At 71.1% G+C, this 14,986-nt stretch carries 13 protein-coding genes and 1 pseudogene; 6 read left to right on the top strand and 8 right to left on the bottom strand.

Annotation, left to right across the window (positions count from 1 at the left end):
- Nucleotides 1–391: 391 nt before the first annotated feature.
- The 3 genes from ACFYZJ_RS13485 to ACFYZJ_RS13495 form a co-directional block, all read right to left on the bottom strand.
- A complete protein-coding gene (locus tag ACFYZJ_RS13485) occupies nt 392–1,099 on the bottom strand; it encodes a TerB family tellurite resistance protein (protein ID WP_388566687.1) in 708 nt (235 codons plus the stop codon).
- 183 nt (nt 1,100–1,282) lie between these two features.
- Entirely contained in the window at nt 1,283–3,004 is a 1,722-nt protein-coding gene (leuA, locus tag ACFYZJ_RS13490; protein WP_388566690.1) for a 2-isopropylmalate synthase, read from the bottom strand.
- Nucleotides 3,005–3,225: 221 nt separating this feature from the next.
- Nucleotides 3,226–4,086, bottom strand: a complete 861-nt coding sequence (locus tag ACFYZJ_RS13495) for a helix-turn-helix transcriptional regulator (RefSeq protein ID WP_388566693.1) — start codon at nt 4,084–4,086, stop codon at nt 3,226–3,228.
- 123 nt (nt 4,087–4,209) lie between these two features.
- Here ACFYZJ_RS13495 and ACFYZJ_RS13500 point away from each other — a divergent pair, with 123 nt between their 5' ends.
- On the top strand, nt 4,210–5,064 hold the full coding sequence (locus ACFYZJ_RS13500) for an NAD-dependent epimerase/dehydratase family protein (RefSeq protein WP_388567602.1): 855 nt from the start codon (nt 4,210–4,212) through the stop codon (nt 5,062–5,064).
- A 100-nt stretch (nt 5,065–5,164) separates the two neighbouring features.
- Complete coding sequence (locus ACFYZJ_RS13505; protein WP_388566696.1) at nt 5,165–5,974, top strand: SDR family oxidoreductase; 810 nt, start codon at nt 5,165–5,167, stop codon at nt 5,972–5,974.
- A gap of 15 nt (nt 5,975–5,989) precedes the next feature.
- Here the strand turns inward: ACFYZJ_RS13505 and ACFYZJ_RS13510 are convergent.
- The 4 genes and pseudogenes from ACFYZJ_RS13510 to ACFYZJ_RS13525 all read right to left on the bottom strand — a co-directional run bounded on the left by ACFYZJ_RS13510 (nt 5,990) and on the right by ACFYZJ_RS13525 (nt 9,988).
- A pseudogene (locus ACFYZJ_RS13510) lies at nt 5,990–7,253 on the bottom strand (MFS transporter).
- Nucleotides 7,250–8,572 (bottom strand): GH1 family beta-glucosidase, encoded by a 1,323-nt coding sequence (locus ACFYZJ_RS13515; protein ID WP_388566699.1) that lies wholly within the window; start codon nt 8,570–8,572, stop codon nt 7,250–7,252. Before ACFYZJ_RS13515 ends, ACFYZJ_RS13510 begins: the two are co-directional and overlap by 4 nt.
- A 57-nt stretch (nt 8,573–8,629) precedes the next feature.
- The gene (locus ACFYZJ_RS13520; protein ID WP_388566701.1) at nt 8,630–8,896 is read right to left on the bottom strand and encodes a protealysin inhibitor emfourin; all 267 of its coding nucleotides are present in this window, start codon (nt 8,894–8,896) and stop codon (nt 8,630–8,632) included.
- A gap of 21 nt (nt 8,897–8,917) precedes the next feature.
- The gene (locus ACFYZJ_RS13525; RefSeq protein ID WP_388566704.1) at nt 8,918–9,988 is read right to left on the bottom strand and encodes a M4 family metallopeptidase; all 1,071 of its coding nucleotides are present in this window, start codon (nt 9,986–9,988) and stop codon (nt 8,918–8,920) included.
- Nucleotides 9,989–10,264: 276 nt separating this feature from the next.
- Between ACFYZJ_RS13525 and ACFYZJ_RS13530 the strand changes: the two genes are divergently transcribed.
- Genes ACFYZJ_RS13530 through ACFYZJ_RS13545 form a run of 4 tightly spaced genes read left to right on the top strand, consistent with a single transcriptional unit; the run spans nt 10,265 to nt 13,507 of the window.
- Nucleotides 10,265–11,335 carry a PhoH family protein gene (locus tag ACFYZJ_RS13530; RefSeq protein ID WP_388566706.1) on the top strand — a complete coding sequence of 357 codons (1,071 nt, stop codon included), beginning with the start codon at nt 10,265–10,267 and terminating at the stop codon, nt 11,333–11,335.
- Between the two features lie 14 nt (nt 11,336–11,349).
- Nucleotides 11,350–11,847 carry an rRNA maturation RNase YbeY gene (gene ybeY, locus ACFYZJ_RS13535; protein WP_388566709.1) on the top strand — a complete coding sequence of 166 codons (498 nt, stop codon included), beginning with the start codon at nt 11,350–11,352 and terminating at the stop codon, nt 11,845–11,847.
- The gene (locus tag ACFYZJ_RS13540; protein WP_388566711.1) at nt 11,844–13,151 is read left to right on the top strand and encodes a hemolysin family protein; all 1,308 of its coding nucleotides are present in this window, start codon (nt 11,844–11,846) and stop codon (nt 13,149–13,151) included. Before ybeY ends, ACFYZJ_RS13540 begins: the two co-directional genes overlap by 4 nt.
- The gene (locus ACFYZJ_RS13545; protein WP_388566713.1) at nt 13,148–13,507 is read left to right on the top strand and encodes an MmcQ/YjbR family DNA-binding protein; all 360 of its coding nucleotides are present in this window, start codon (nt 13,148–13,150) and stop codon (nt 13,505–13,507) included. Before ACFYZJ_RS13540 ends, ACFYZJ_RS13545 begins: the two co-directional genes overlap by 4 nt.
- On the opposite strand, the gene ACFYZJ_RS13550 is transcribed toward ACFYZJ_RS13545, so the two are convergent.
- The gene (locus ACFYZJ_RS13550; RefSeq protein ID WP_388566715.1) at nt 13,469–14,923 is read right to left on the bottom strand and encodes an MFS transporter; all 1,455 of its coding nucleotides are present in this window, start codon (nt 14,921–14,923) and stop codon (nt 13,469–13,471) included. The genes ACFYZJ_RS13545 and ACFYZJ_RS13550 overlap by 39 nt on opposite strands.
- Nucleotides 14,924–14,986: the final 63 nt, after the last annotated feature.

The raw sequence follows: 14,986 nt of genomic DNA on the forward strand, positions 1-14,986 counted from the left end.
GGCCGAGTAGCCACGACACCATACGGGCCGAATGGCCACGACACCATACGGGCCGAATGGCCACGACACCATACGGGCCGAATGGCCACGACACCATACGGGCCGAGTAGCCACGACACCATACGGGCCGAATGGCCACGACACCATACGGGCCGAGTAGCCACGACACCATACGGGCCGAATGGCCACGACACCATACGGGCCGAGTAGCCACGACACCATACGGGCCGAATGGCCACGACACCGTACGGTCCGAGTAGCCACGATTCCGTACGGGCCTAGTGGCCGCCGACCCCGAAACCAGCCGAGTGGCCCCGACCCGAAACCAGCCGAGTGGCCGCCGACCCCGTAACCAGCCGAGTGGCCGCCGACCCCGTAACCAGCCGAGTGGCTACGACACCGTGCGGGCCGCCGCGAGCAGGCGGGTCACGTCCTCCGAGCAGATCGTCAGGGCCGCGCCCACCGTGGCCAGGACGTCGCGTTCCGCAGGGGTGTAGGGGCCGTCGGCGAGGGCGATGCGGGCGCCCTGGAGGAGGATCGACTCGCGGCCGGTGGGGGCGAGGTGCGGGGCGAGCGGGTCCAGGGCCTCGTGCAGCTCTATGGCCAGGCTCGCGCCGCCGCCCGGTTCGCCGCAGACCCGGCCGGTGTCGGCGGCCACCGCGTCGACCAGTGCGCTGAGTCCGTCCACCGTGCAGTCGTCGAAGCCGGCGGAGCGGACGGCGGCGGCGGCCGTCTCCAGGGACGTACGGGAGCAGGTGCCGCCCGCGGCGAGGACCGCCAGGGCCACGGTGTGGACGGCGTCGCGGAGCATCGCGGCGAAGCGGGTGGTGGTCGGGTGGTCGAGGACGTCCGGGCCGTAGTGGTGGCCGCAGGCCGCGCACTCCACGACCGGGCCCGTCTCCCCGCGCGGCAGGACCGGCAGGCCGGCGAGGGTGAGGCGGCGCCGTCCGGTGAGGCGCTGGTAGTTGCGGTCGCCCCCGCAGCCCGGGCAGAAGAACTCGCCGTCACCGATGGTGGTCCACGCGGTACGGACGCCGAGGACCTGCGAAATCCGGCCCTTGCGGGCTTCCGGGCCGTTGCGTCCCCGTCCTGGCAGCACGTCGCACCTCCGTATCGCCGCGGCACCATCGCCACCGCTGGCGTGATGTTAGCCACATCGATGATGCGGAGTCAGCACCCCGGACGAGACCTCCTCGTGATCTTCGGCCGAAATGGGCGGTGCATGACGCGGCCCCGCCCGCCTCGTGAGGCGGACGGGGCCGTGAACGTGAAGGTCAGAGGATCAGCGGGCGGCTCGGTTGACCGCGGAGACGACCGCCTTCAGCGAGGCACGTGTCGTATTCGCGTCGATACCGATCCCCCACAGGACCTTTCCGTCGATCGCGCATTCGATGTACGAGGCGGCCTGCGCGGAGGCGCCCTCGCTCATCGTGTGCTCCTGGTAGTCCAGGAGGCGTACATCGATGCCGATGGACTGCAGGGCGTCGAAGAACGCGGAGATCGGGCCGTTGCCCGTGCCGGTGAGGACGGTGTCCTCGCCGTCGACGGTGGCCTCCACGGTGAGGGTGTCGACGCCGTCCTTGTCGGTGGTCGTCTGGCCGGCCCTGACCTGGATGCGGCCCCACGGGTTGTGCGGGTTCGGCAGGTACTCGTCCTGGAAGACGTCCCAGATCTCCTTCGGCGTGACCTCGCCGCCCTCGGCGTCCGTCTTCGCCTGGATGATCTTCGAGAACTCGATCTGCATCCGGCGCGGCAGGTCCAGCTTGTGGTCGTTCTTCAGGACGTAGGCGATACCGCCCTTGCCGGACTGCGAGTTGACGCGGATGACCGCCTCGTAGGAGCGGCCGACGTCCTTCGGGTCGATCGGCAGGTACGGGACGGCCCACTCGATGTCGTCGACCGTGACACCCTTGGCCTTCGCCTCGGCCTCCATGGCGTCGAAGCCCTTCTTGATGGCGTCCTGGTGGGAGCCGGAGAAGGACGTGTAGACGAGGTCCCCGATGTAGGGGTGGCGCGGGTGGACCTCCATCTGGTTGCAGTACTCCCACGTGCGGCGGATCTCGTCGATGCGGGAGAAGTCGATCTGCGGGTCGACGCCCTGGGAGAAGAGGTTCATGCCCAGGGTGACCAGGTCGACGTTGCCGGTGCGCTCGCCCTGGCCGAACAGGCAGCCCTCGACGCGGTCGGCGCCCGCCATCACCGCCAGCTCGGCGGCGGCGACGGCCGTGCCGCGGTCGTTGTGCGGGTGGGCGGACAGGCAGACGAACTCGCGGCGGGAGAGGTTGCGGTGCATCCACTCGAAGCGGTCCGCGTGCGTGGACGGGGTCGAACGCTCCACGGTGGCGGGCAGGTTGAGGATGATCTCGCGGTCCGGGCCCGGCTGCCAGACGTCCATGACCGCCTCGCAGACCTCCAGGGCGAAGTCCAGCTCGGTGTCCGTGAAGATCTCGGGGCTGTACTGGTAGCCGAACTCGGTCTCGGGGCCCAGCAGTTTCTCCGCGTACTCCATCACCAGCCGGGTGCCGTCGACGGCGATCTGCTTGATGTCGTCCTTGGAGCCGCGGAAGACGACCCGGCGGAAGACCGGGGCGGTGGCGTTGTAGAGGTGGACGTTGGCGCGCCGTGCGCCCTTCAGGGACTCCACGGTCCGCTCGATCAGGTCCTCGCGGGCCTGGGTGAGGACGGAGATGGTCACGTCCTCGGGGATCGCGCCCTCCTCCTCGATGATGGAGCGCACGAAGTCGAAGTCGGTCTGGCCGGAGGCCGGGAAGCCGATCTCGATCTCCTTGTAGCCCATCTTCACCAGCAGGTCGAACATGGCGCGCTTGCGGGCCGGCGACATGGGGTCGATCAGGGCCTGGTTGCCGTCGCGCAGGTCGGTGGAGAGCCAGCGCGGGGCCTTGGTGATCCGCTGGTCGGGCCAGGTGCGGTCGGGGATGTCGACCTGCTCGTACGGCCGGTACTTGTGGATCGGCATGGAGGTGGGCTGCTGGCGGTTCGCCATGGTGCGTGGGCTCCTCAGGGGGTCCGGAAGGACGGCCGACGACGCAACGCCAAGCACCGCGGGGAGGGAGTCGGCCTCGACTACAGGCCCTCGCCGCGGCAGCTAAGGAGAAGCAGCCCGAAACGCATGATGCTCCGCATGCTAGCCGAGGCGCGCCGGATGCGAAGGCCCGTATCAGTATGCGGGACCGGGAGCGGTTTTCGGACAAAAAGTTCCTAAAGTCACATTTCCCGCACGACTCCGCTCGGGGCCAGGTCCTGCAGTCCCACCACCCGCAGCAGCTGGAGGCGCTCGTACGACTCCGTGCCGGGGCGAGCCGTGTGGACGATCAGCAGCTGGTGGTGCTCGTGGCTGAGCAGCGCCTCGCAGTCCAGTTCCAGCAGGCCGACCACGGGGTGCTGGAAGCGCTTGGTGCTCCGGTGCCGCGAGGAGACCTCGTGTTCGTCCCAGAGGCGGGCGAACTCCGCGCTCGACGAGCGGAGTTCGGCGGCCAGGGCGGCCGGTTCCGGGTCGTCGGGGCGGGCGGCGACGACCGCGCGCAGGCTCGACACGTGCGCGCGCGCATGGTCGGGCCGGTCCTCGGGCGGGAACAACCCCCGGGCGGCCGGATCCAGGAAGAACCGGCGGGTCAGGTTGCGCTCGTTCGGCGGGCGGGACATCACGTCGCCGACGAGTGCCCTGGCCATCGCGTTCTGCGCCAGCACCTCGGAGCAGTCGGTGACCACCTGCGCCGGTGTGTCGTGCAGCCGGTCCAGGACCAGCAGCAGTCCGGGGCGGACATGCCTCGACACCGTCTCGCGGCGCGGCGGCTCCTCGCCCGTCAGGTGGAAGAGGTGGTCGCGTTCGTCGTCCGTCAGGCGAAGTGCCCTCGCCAGCGCGGTGAGCATCTGGCGGGACGGGCGCGGGCCCCGGGACTGCTCCAGGCGCGTGTAGTAGTCGACGGACATGCCGGCGAGCCCCGCCACCTCCTCCCGGCGCAGGCCCGGCGTGCGGCGCCGGGCTCCCGGGGGGAGGCCCACGTCGGACGGCTCGAGACGGGCCCGGCTGCGGCGCAGGAAGTCGGCGAGTTCGGCTCGGTTCACCCCTCAAGACTGCGGCAGCCCGGCCGGCTTATCCAGGGACTGCCGATCCCCTGATCGAGAGGTCTCTCCCGGCCGGCGCGGCACCGTTCGAGGCTGGTGGCACCAGACCGAGAGGAACAGATGATGTTGACACTGGTGACAGGCGTGACGGGACAGGTCGGCCGGCGCTTCGTCCCGAGGCTGCTGGCGCAGCGGCGGCCGGGCGAGGAGGTACGGGTCCTGGTGCGCGACGCGGCGCGCGGGGAGCGCTTCGCGGAACTCGGCGCCCAGATCGTGGTCGGCGACCTGCGGGACGCGGAGGCGCTCGGCAAGGCGGTGGCCGGGGTGGACGCGGTCGTGAACGTCGCGGCGTCCTTCCGCGGGGTGCCGGACGAGGAGGCGTGGGCCGTGAACCGGGACGCGGCCGTGGAACTGGGCCGCGCCGCGCTGGCCTCGGGAGTGAGGCGCTTCGTGCAGGTCAGCACGGGCCTCGTGTACGGCATCGGGCGGGGCCGCCCGATGACCGAGGACGACGAGGTACGGCCCGGCGGTGCGATGTGGGGCGCCTACGCCAAGTCCAAGGCCGAGGCCGAGCGGCAGCTGCTCGCGCTGGAGGGTGTGGACGTGCGGATCGGCCGGCTCCCCTTCGTCTACGGCGAGGGCGATCCGCACCTCGCGCAGTCCCTGCGGTGGGCGGGGACCTGGGCGGCGACCCAGCGGCTGCACATGGGGCACCACGCGGACGTCGCACAGGGGCTGCTGCGCCTCCTGCACGCCCCGGCGGTCGGTGGACCGGTCTACAACATCGCCGACGACGCCCCGGTGACGGCGGTCGAGCTGCACCAGCTCAACGGCGTCGAGGTACCCGCCGAACTCCACACGCGCACGGACCCCGACCCGTGGTTCGGGATCATGTCCACCGAGCGGATCCGGCGGGACCTCGGCTTCCGGCCGCACTACCCGACCGTGTGGGCCGCCCGCGACGCCGGCGCGCTGTAGTACCCGGCTGGCACCGGCCTCCGTTTACCCGGTACGTCCCCGGGTACTGCGATCCCTCGCCGACCCCTCGACCAGGACCGCACACCCTCGGGAGGCCCGTATGCCAGCCCCCGGCCCCTCCGCGTCCAAGGTGGCCGTGATCACCGGTTCCGACTCCGGTATCGGCCGCGCCACCGCCGTCCGCCTGGCCGAGGCGGGAATGGACATCGGCATCACCTGGCACAGTGACCAGAAGGGTGCCGAGCGGACCGCCGAGGAGGTCCGCGGCAAGGGGCGGCGGGCCGCCGTGGCCCGGGTGGACCTCACCCGGCTGCCGGAGGCCGCGGACACGGTCGACGCGCTGTGCGAGGAGCTCGGCCGCATCGACGTCCTGGTCAACAACGCCGGTACGGGCACCATGACGCCCTTCCTGGACCTGGGCCTCGACGACGTGCGCCACGTCCTGGACGTCGACCTGCTGGGTCCGTTTCTGTGCGGTCAGCGTGCGGCGCGCAGGATGATCCGGCAGGGCGCCGGGGGCCGGATCGTCAACGTGACCTCCGTGCACGAGCACCAGCCGCGGGTGGGCGCGGCCCCGTACTGCGCGGCCAAGGGCGGTCTCGGCCTGCTCACCCAGGTCATGGCCCTGGAACTGGCCGAGCACGGCATCACCGTCAACGCGGTGGCGCCCGGCGAGATCGCCACGCCGATGACCGGCCAGGAGGACACGGACGTGCACACCGAGGCCCGCCCCGGCGTCCCGCTCGGGCGCCCGGGCGACGCCCGCGAGGTCGCTGCCGTGATCGCCTTCCTCGCCGGCCCCGACGCGTCCTATGTCACCGGGGCCTCCTGGAGCGTGGACGGAGGCATGCTGCGGATGGGCCCGATGGCCGGCTCGCACATGGCCGGCGACGACTGGCGGCGCCCGTGAAACGAGACGACGGGCTCAGTCCACCCCACGAATCCGCCCCACCAGCCCCGCCCCCGCGATCCCGATCAGCGCCGCCACCAGGTACAGGACCCGGTATCCGCCGAGGTGGGTGACGATCGGCGCCGCCAGCGCGGGGGCGGCGACCTGGGGCAGGGCGTTGGCGACGTTGATGACCCCCAGGTCCTTGCCCCGGTCCAGGGCCTTCGGCAGGACGTCCGTCATCAGGGCGAAGTCGACCGAGGTGAACACCCCGAAGCCGACGCCGAGCACCGCCGCCGCCACGATCGCCCCCCGGCCAGGTCTGCCAGGCCGACAGGGCCGCCGTCGCGACCGCCATGAGCACCCCGGACCAGATCACGAACGGTTTGCGGCGGCCCACCCGGTCCGACCAGACCCCGCCGACCACCACCGTCGCCAGCAGCGTCACCCCGTTCACGGCCGTGAGGATCAGGACGCCCTGGTCCGGGTCGTGGTGGAGGCGGTCCCGCAGGTAGTACAGGAGGTACAGCAGGACCAGGGCGTTGCTGAGGTTGATCAGGAAGCGGGTCAGCCACGCCCAGCCCAGGTCCGGGTGGCGGCGCGGGCTCAGCCAGAAGCCGGCCAGGAAGCCCCGCCAGGACCAGGGCGGGCGGGCCGCCACCGGCAGCCGCAGGTCCCGGTGCGCGAGGACGTACGGCAGGACGCCCGCCACCGTGAACACCGCGCAGGCGGTGTATCCCGCCCCGACGCCCCCGGCGACCGTGGCCAGGCCCGTCCCGCCGACCACGCCGAGGATCTGGGCCGCCCCCAGCCAGCCGCCCACCGAGCCGCGCTGCAGCCGGGGCACCCGGTCCGGCACCGCCGCCGTCACCGCCGCGAAGGCCGCGTTCAGCGTCAACTGCACCAGGCACCAGCCGAGCGCCATGGTCCCGGGGCCGCCCGCGCCCGCGAGCAGCAGCAGCGAGAGCGCGCCGCCCGCCGTACCAGCCACGATCCACGGGGTGCGGCGGCCCCAGCGCGCCGTCGTGCGGTCCGACAGCGCGCCGAAGAACGGGTTCGCGACCAACGACACCACCGCTCCCGCACCGGTCACCCAGGCCAGCATCGTCTCCTTGGACATCCCGGAGCCGGGCGCGAAGTCCTTGGCCTGGGAGGCCAGCAGGATCTGCAGCGGGCCGTACCAGCCGACCCAGATCGCCCCGTTGGCCAGCGACAGGGCAGAGGTCCAGCCCCGGCCCACCCGTTCGACGGGCTCGGCCAGGGCGTCGACGGTGGGCACGACCCGGTCGGCCGTCGTCATCCCCGCGCCCGCAGCAGGTCCCGGAACCAGCCGTACGACGCCTTCGGGGTCCTCTCCAGGGTTCCGTAGTCCACGTGCACGAGCCCGAACCGGCGCGCGTACCCCTCCGCCCACTCGAAGTTGTCCAGCAGTGACCACACGAAGTAGCCCCGCACGTCGACCCCCGCCTCCAGCGCCCGGTGCAGGGCCCGGATGTGCCCGTCCAGGTAGGCGATGCGCTCCGGGTCGTCGACGCCCTCGTAGGAGCAGCCGTTCTCGGTGATCACGATGGGCGGCAGCCGGTCGCCGTAGCGTGCGCGGAAACCGGTCAGCAGCTCGGTGAGCGCCTCGGGGACCACCGGCCAGCCGAAGTCGGTGACCGGGTGACCCTCGATCTCCTGGACGGAGAAGGGCAGTTCCGCGGGGAGGGTGAGGCCGCCGAACTCGATCTCCGCACCCTGCGGGGCGCCCACCCGCGTCGGCGCGTAGTAGTTGATCCCGTACCAGTCGACCGGCTCCGCGATCACCTTGAGATCCGATTCGACGTCACCGGGCATCAACTCGCCGATCCCTTCCGGGTACCGGCCGAGCAGCAGCGGGTCCGAGAACAACCGGTTCAGCAGGATGTCGTAGAACTCCGCCGCCTCCACGTCCTGCTGCTTTTCGGACGCCGGCCACGTCGGGCCGTGGGAGTTGGCGATCCCGATGTCGCCCGCCCCGGCGGCGCGCAGCGCCCGTACGGCCAGACCGTGGGCCAGCAGCTGGTGGTGGGCCACCGGCAGGGCGTCGAACAGCAGCTGTCTGCCGGGGGCGTGCGCCCCCAGGGCGTGGCCCAGCAGCGTGTGCTCGGCGGGTTCGTTGAGGGTGATCCACTTGTGCACCCGGTCGCCGAGACGGCCGGCCACCGCCAACACGTACTCGGCGAAACGCGACGCCGTGTCCCGCTGCAGCCAGTCCAGCGTGACCGGCAGGTCCCAGTGGAAGAGGGTCACGACCGGGCGTATGCCCGCCGCGCACAGCTCGTCGACCAGGCGGTCGTAGAAGTCCAGGCCGCCGGGGGTGTTCACCCGGGGCCAGGAGACGGAGAAGCGGTACGCGTCCACGCCCAGGCCGGCCAGGAGCGCCACGTCCTCGCGGTAGCGGTGGTAGTGGTCGCAGGCCACCGCCGCGGTCGAGCCGTCCTTCACCCGGCCCGGCTCGGCGGTGAAGGTGTCCCACACGGACGGCTCGCGCTCGTCGGCCGCCCCCTCGATCTGGTGGGCCGAGGTGGACACGCCCCACAGGAAGCCGGGCGGGAACGGCGGTACCGGGTTCGTCGCCATGCGCTCGTCAGTCGCCATGGGCGGATCATCCTTACCGCCGGTAACCGTAGTCAACGGGCAGGCGTGAACAAGCGGTTACGCGCCCTCCTTGAGCACCCGCGAGACCAGCTGCCGCTGCTCCTCGGTCAGCCGGGGATCGGCGGCGTACACCGTCCTGCCGTCCACGGTGATCTGGTAGCTGAACCCGTCGGGAACCCCCGCGGGAGGCGTGCCCTGGCCGGCCGCGAGCGCGCGCTCGGCCAGGTCATGCCACTCGGGTGCGTCGGGCCGCCCCGAGGTGTCCACCTCGGCCTGCCGCTCGATGCCCGCGAAACCGCCCGTGCGCCTGACGTGAATACGCATGGGTGTCTGTCTAGTACAGAACTACGCGGTCGGCACCCCGACCTCCTCCCAGGCCTTGAGCACCGCCTCCTGTTCCTGGCCGGTGGCGCCGTAGCGGGACTTGGCGGCCGCCACGGTCAGCTTCGCGAAGTCCGCGAAGGCCGCGTCCTGCTGCAGTTCGCCGCCGGTGAGCACGTCGTACCAGATCTGCCCGGCCCGCTCCCAGGCGTGTCCGCCGAGCGCGGTGGCGACCAGGTAGAACGCGTGGTTGGGGATGCCGGAGTTGATGTGCACCCCGCCGTTGTCCTGGCTGGTGTGCACATACCCGGCCATGGTCGCGGGCTGCGGGTCCTTGCCGAGCGTCGGGTCGTCGTACGCGGTGCCCGGCGCCTTCATGGAGCGCAGGGCGGTGCCGTGGACGCGCGGGGCGAGGAGTCCGGCACCGATCAGCCAGTCGGCCTGGTCGGCGGTCTGGCCGAGCGTGTACTGCTTGATCAGCGAGCCGAAGACGTCCGAGACGGACTCGTTGAGAGCGCCCGACTGACCGAAGTAGGCGAGGTTCGCCGTGTACTGGGTGACGCCGTGGGTGAGCTCGTGGCCGATGACGTCGACGGGGATGGTGAAGTCGAGGAAGATCGTGCCGTCTCCGTCGCCGAACACCATCTGCTCGCCGTTCCAGAAGGCGTTGTCGTAGTTCTCGCCGAAGTGCACGCTGGCGTCGAGCGGGAGCCCCTTGCCGTCGATGGAGTCGCGGCCGTACGCCTTCTGGTACAGCTCGAAGGTGGCGCCGAGGCCCGCGTAGGCCCGGTTGACGGTGGCGTCCTTGCCGGGCTGGTCGCCCTCGCCGCGGACCTTCCTGCCGGGCAGCGTCTCCTTGTGCCCGGCGTCGTAGACGGTGCGGTGCGGCTGGTCGGCGGCGTCCTGGGGCGGGGCCGCCGTGGGGGCGCCGACGACCGTGGTCAGCCGGCGGCGGGTGCGCTCCAGCGCGTCGCGCTCCAGGGTGCGGCGCGCGGGAGTGGCGAGCGCGGTGTCCTCGTGCTGGGCGAGCTTGTCGAGGACATGCGGTGGCACGATGGTGCAGAAGACGGGCCCGTGGCCCCCGTGACTGGTCATGTGCGGCACCATCGCACTGAGTCACCTCCCTGTCACCCCCCGCAACCATGATTGGTGAAAAGGCATGACACGGAGCGGTGTATTCCGTGAAGTGGTGGTATGAGTCCGGCGCCCGAGGGTGGCGGCCCGCGGCGCACGTCACCCGGGCGGCGGTGCAAGACCGCGATGAAAAGCCCTACGGCTCTGTCAGCGCCGCGTCGTACTCTTGAAGTCGCGAGGCCGCCCTCAGTCGTGCGGCCGTATGGAGGAGGAATCGCAGGCCTACAGAGCCGGCCCATGACTCAGACACCCACAGCTCACACCCCCGCGCAGGGGCAGGCGAGTGCACAGATCACCGTCCCCGCCCAGCACCCGATGGTGATGGTGCTGGGTTCCGGCGACTCGCTGCTGCGCGTGATCGAGACGGCCTTCCCGGGGGTCGACATCCATGTCCGGGGCAACGAGATCAGCGCGGTCGGCGACCCGGCGGAGGTCGCCCTGATCCAGCGCCTGTTCGCCGAGATGATGCTGGTGCTCCGCACCGGGCAGCCGATGACGGAGGACGCAGTGGAACGCTCGATCGCCATGCTCCGGGCGGGCGAGGACGGCGAGGGCGCTCAGGAGACCCCGGCCCAGGTGCTGACGCAGAACATCCTGTCGTCGCGCGGCCGCACGATCCGCCCCAAGACGCTCAACCAGAAGCGGTACGTGGACGCGATCGACAAGCACACGATCGTCTTCGGCATCGGCCCCGCGGGTACCGGCAAGACCTACCTCGCCATGGCGAAGGCGGTGCAGGCCCTGCAGTCCAAGCAGGTCAACCGCATCATCCTGACCCGCCCGGCGGTGGAGGCGGGCGAGCGCCTCGGCTTCCTGCCCGGCACCCTCTACGAGAAGATCGACCCCTATCTGCGCCCGCTGTACGACGCGCTGCACGACATGCTCGACCCCGACTCGATCCCCCGGCTGATGGCCGCGGGCACGATCGAGGTCGCCCCGCTCGCGTACATGCGTGGCCGTACGCTCAACGACGCCTTCATCATCCTGGACGAGGCCCAGAACACGAGCCCCGAGCAGATGAAGATGTTCCTCACCCGCCTCGGCTTCGACTCGAAGATCGTGATCACGGGTGACGTCACCCAGGTGGACCTCCCGGACGGCACCAAGAGCGGTCTGCGCCAGGTCCAGGAGATCCTGGAGGGCGTCGAGGACGTCCACTTCTCCCGGCTGTCGTCCCACGATGTCGTACGGCACAAGCTCGTCGGCCGTATCGTCGACGCGTACGAGAAGTACGACAGCAAGCACGGCACCCAGAACGGCACGCACAAGGGCCCGAACCGGGGCAAGGCCGTGCACAAGGGGAAGTAGAGACCGAGCACCACATGTCGATCGACGTCAACAACGAGTCCGGAACCGAGGTCGACGAGCAGGCGATCCTCGACATCGCCCGCTACGCGCTCGCACGGATGCGCATCCACCCGCTCTCCGAGCTCTCGGTGATCGTCGTGGACGCCGACGCCATGGAGCAGCTGCACGTGCAGTGGATGGACCTGCCGGGGCCAACGGACGTCATGTCCTTCCCGATGGACGAGCTGCGGCCGCCGTCCAAGGACGACGACGAGCCCCCGCAGGGCCTGCTCGGTGACATCGTGCTGTGCCCGGAGGTCGCCGCCAGGCAGGGCGCCGAGGCCCCGACGCAGCACTCCATGGACGAGGAGCTGCAACTGCTGACCGTCCACGGCGTGCTGCACCTGCTGGGCTACGACCACGAGGAGCCGGACGAGAAGGCCGAGATGTTCGGTCTGCAGGCCGCCATCGTGGACGGCTGGCGCGCGGAGAGGGGCCTGACCGGCCCGTCCCCGGCTCCCACCGTGTCATGAGCCCCCAGATCGTCGTCGGCGCGATCGCGCTGGTCGTCGTCGCCTGGCTCGCCGCCTGCGCGGAGGCGGGCCTGGCACGCGTCTCCAGCTTCCGCGCCGAGGAGGCCGTCAGGGCGGGCCGACGTGGCAGCGCCAAGCTCGCCCAGGTCGCCGCGGACCCGACCCGCTACCTGAACGTGGCGCTGCTGGTCCGTGTCGCCTGCGAGATGGCCGCGGCCGCACTGGTCACCTACGCGTGCCTGGAGGAGTTCCCCGGGACCGCCGAGGCGCTGCTGGTCGCGATCGCGGTCATGGTCCTGGTCTCGTACGTCGCCGTCGGCGTCTCCCCGCGCACCATCGGCCGCCAGCACCCGCTGAACACGGCGACGGTGGCGGCGTACGTCCTGGTGCCGCTGGCCCGGATCATGGGCCCGATCCCGTCCCTGCTCATCCTCATCGGTAACGCCCTCACCCCCGGCAAGGGCTTCCGCCGCGGTCCCTTCGCCTCCGAGGCGGAGCTGCGCGCCCTCGTCGACCTCGCCGAGAAGGAGTCCCTGATCGAGGCCGAGGAGCGCCGCATGGTGCACTCGATCTTCGAACTGGGCGACACCCTGGTGCGGGAGGTGATGGTGCCGAGGACCGACCTGGTCACCATCGAGCGGTTCAAGACGATCCGCCAGGCCCTCACCCTGGCGCTGCGCTCCGGCTTCTCCCGCATCCCGGTCACCGGGGAGAGCGAGGACGACATCGTGGGGATCGTGTATCTGAAGGACCTGGCCCGCAAGACGCACATCAGCCGGGACGCCGAGTCGGAGCTGGTGTCCACCGCCATGCGGCCGGCCACCTTCGTGCCCGACACCAAGAACGCGGGCGACCTGCTGCGCGAGATGCAGAAGGAGCGCAACCACGTGGCCGTCGTCATCGACGAGTACGGCGGCACGGCCGGCATCGTCACCATCGAGGACATCCTTGAGGAGATCGTCGGCGAGATCACCGACGAGTACGACCGCGAGCTGCCGCCGGTGGAGGAGCTGGGCGACGACCGCTACCGGGTCACCGCCCGCCTGGACATCGGCGACCTGGGCGAGCTGTACGGGCTCGACGCGTTCGACGACGAGGACGTGGAGACCGTCGGCGGCCTGCTCGCCAAGGCCCTGGGCCGGGTGCCCATCGCCGGGGCGTCGTCCGTGGTGGAGCTTCCGGACGGCCGGGAACTGCGCCTGACGGCGGAGGCCGCGGCAGGCCGCCGGAACAAGATCGTGACGGTGCTGGTGGAGCCGGTGGGCACGGATCTCACCGAGGACGAGGAGAAGGAGCCCGCGTGACCCCTCAGGAGCTGCGCGCCTTCTGCCTGTCGTTCAACGCGGCGGAGGAGGACTTCCCGTTCAACCCGGAGACCTCGGTCTTCAAGGTGCATGGCAAGCTCTTCGCGCTGACGGCCCTGGACGCGCGGCCCCTGAAGGTCAACCTCAAGTGCGACCCGGACGACGCGGTGCGGCTGCGCGGCGAGTACGAGGGCCTGATCGTCCCCGGCTGGCACATGAACAAGCGTCATTGGAACACGGTCACGGTCGACGGCGAGCTCCCGGACCGTCTGGTCCGGGAGCTCGTCGAGGACTCGTACGACCTGGTCGTCGCCGGTCTACCGCGAGCCGACCGGCTCCGCCTCGACCGCCCCTGAGCCGACCGTCCGCCCGGTCCGCAGCCCCAGCGCCACCAGCACGGCCGCCGCGAGCACGATCGCCGCGTCCAGCGCCAGCACCGTGCGGACGCCCGACATCAGGTCCGTCGCCGTGGTGGCCAGCACACCGAGCAGCGGTATGCCGACCGTGATGCCGACCTGCTGGGTGGAGGTGACCAGTCCGGTGGCCAGGCCCTGCTCCTCGTCCGGGACGCCCGAGGTGACCGTGAGGCCGTAGGAGATGATCGCGCCCAGGTGGCACATGCTGGCCAGGGAGACGGCGGCCGTGGCCAGCCACACCGACCAGACGTGGCTGTTCAGACCCAGCAGGGCGGCGATCAGCGCGCCCTGTCCGGCGAGCGAACCGACCAGCGTGCGGCGGGCGCCGAAGCGGCCGATGACCTTGGGGGTGTAGGTGCCGGCCACGGCCGACAGGAGACCCTGGAACCCGAAGACCAGACCCGTCTCGAAGGCGGACAGGCGGAGGATCTCCTGCAGGTAGAGGGTCAGGACGAAGACCACCGTCGACATCATCGAGAAGGTGACCAGACCGCCCAGGTTGCCCCACGCCACCGTGCGGCGGCGCAGCATGGGCAGCGACACCAGGGGCTGCGCGGTGCGGGACTCGACGAGGACGAACGCCGTCAGCAGCAGCGCGCCCACCACCAGCGTCGCGATGACATCCGCGCGGCCGAAGCCGTGGTCGGCGGCAGTCGACAGGGAGTAGATCAGGGAGAGCAGGCCGCCGGTGACGGTGATCGCTCCGGGAACGTCCAGGCGCGGGCGGTCGGGGGTGCGTGACTCGGGCAGCAGGCCGGGCGCGAGCGGGAGCACGATCAGCGCGAAGACCGTGAGCAGACCCATCGTGGAGCGCCAGCCGAGTGCGTCGGTGAGGACGCCGCCCGCGACCATGCCCACCGTGAAGCCCAGCGACAGCAACGTGCCGGAGATACCGAGGGCGCGGTCGCGGGCCGGGCCCTCCGGGAAGGTGGTGGTGAGCAGCGACATCCCGCTGGGCACGATCGCCGCCGCGCCGAGGCCCTGAAGGGCGCGGCCCGCCAGGAAGGACGCCGGGTCCCAGGCGAAGGTCGCGAGCAGCGAGGCGGCGCCGAACAGGGTCAGGCCGGTCAGGAACAGCCTGCGGCGCCCGTAGAGGTCGCCGATCCGGCCGAACAGGAGCAGGAAGCCGCCGGACGGCAGGGCGAAGGCGGTGACCGCCCACTGCAGGCCGGAGCGGCTCATACCGAGGTCGTCGCCGAGGACGGGCAGTGCCACGTTCAGCACGGAGAAGTCGAGCGCGACCATGAACTGGGCCGCGCACAGCACGAAGAGGACGAGTTTGTCGCGCGTCGACAGCCGGGGGTTGTCGAGCGGTTCGTGTGCGGGGGTGGTGGAGGTGGTGGTGTCGATCGCCATGGGTAAGAGCCTCGGGCGAACGGAATATCCGTGGGGAGTCGGCACTTATGGTGGTGGTGGCAC

It is taken from the genome of Streptomyces sp. NPDC001848, from assembly GCF_042891915.1.
Classification (GTDB): domain Bacteria; phylum Actinomycetota; class Actinomycetes; order Streptomycetales; family Streptomycetaceae; genus Streptomyces.

Coding starts and splice junctions, on each gene's coding strand:
- leuA (WP_388566690.1), bottom strand. CDS start 3,004: ATGGCGAACCGCCAGCAGCCCACCTCCATGCCGATCCACAAGTACCGG.
- ACFYZJ_RS13500 (WP_388567602.1), top strand. CDS start 4,210: ATGTTGACACTGGTGACAGGCGTGACGGGACAGGTCGGCCGGCGCTTC.
- ACFYZJ_RS13505 (WP_388566696.1), top strand. CDS start 5,165: ATGCCAGCCCCCGGCCCCTCCGCGTCCAAGGTGGCCGTGATCACCGGT.
- ACFYZJ_RS13515 (WP_388566699.1), bottom strand. CDS start 8,572: ATGGCGACTGACGAGCGCATGGCGACGAACCCGGTACCGCCGTTCCCG.
- ACFYZJ_RS13520 (WP_388566701.1), bottom strand. CDS start 8,896: ATGCGTATTCACGTCAGGCGCACGGGCGGTTTCGCGGGCATCGAGCGG.
- ACFYZJ_RS13525 (WP_388566704.1), bottom strand. CDS start 9,988: ATGACCAGTCACGGGGGCCACGGGCCCGTCTTCTGCACCATCGTGCCA.
- ACFYZJ_RS13530 (WP_388566706.1), top strand. CDS start 10,265: ATGACTCAGACACCCACAGCTCACACCCCCGCGCAGGGGCAGGCGAGT.
- ybeY (WP_388566709.1), top strand. CDS start 11,350: ATGTCGATCGACGTCAACAACGAGTCCGGAACCGAGGTCGACGAGCAG.
- ACFYZJ_RS13540 (WP_388566711.1), top strand. CDS start 11,844: ATGAGCCCCCAGATCGTCGTCGGCGCGATCGCGCTGGTCGTCGTCGCC.
- ACFYZJ_RS13550 (WP_388566715.1), bottom strand. CDS start 14,923: ATGGCGATCGACACCACCACCTCCACCACCCCCGCACACGAACCGCTC.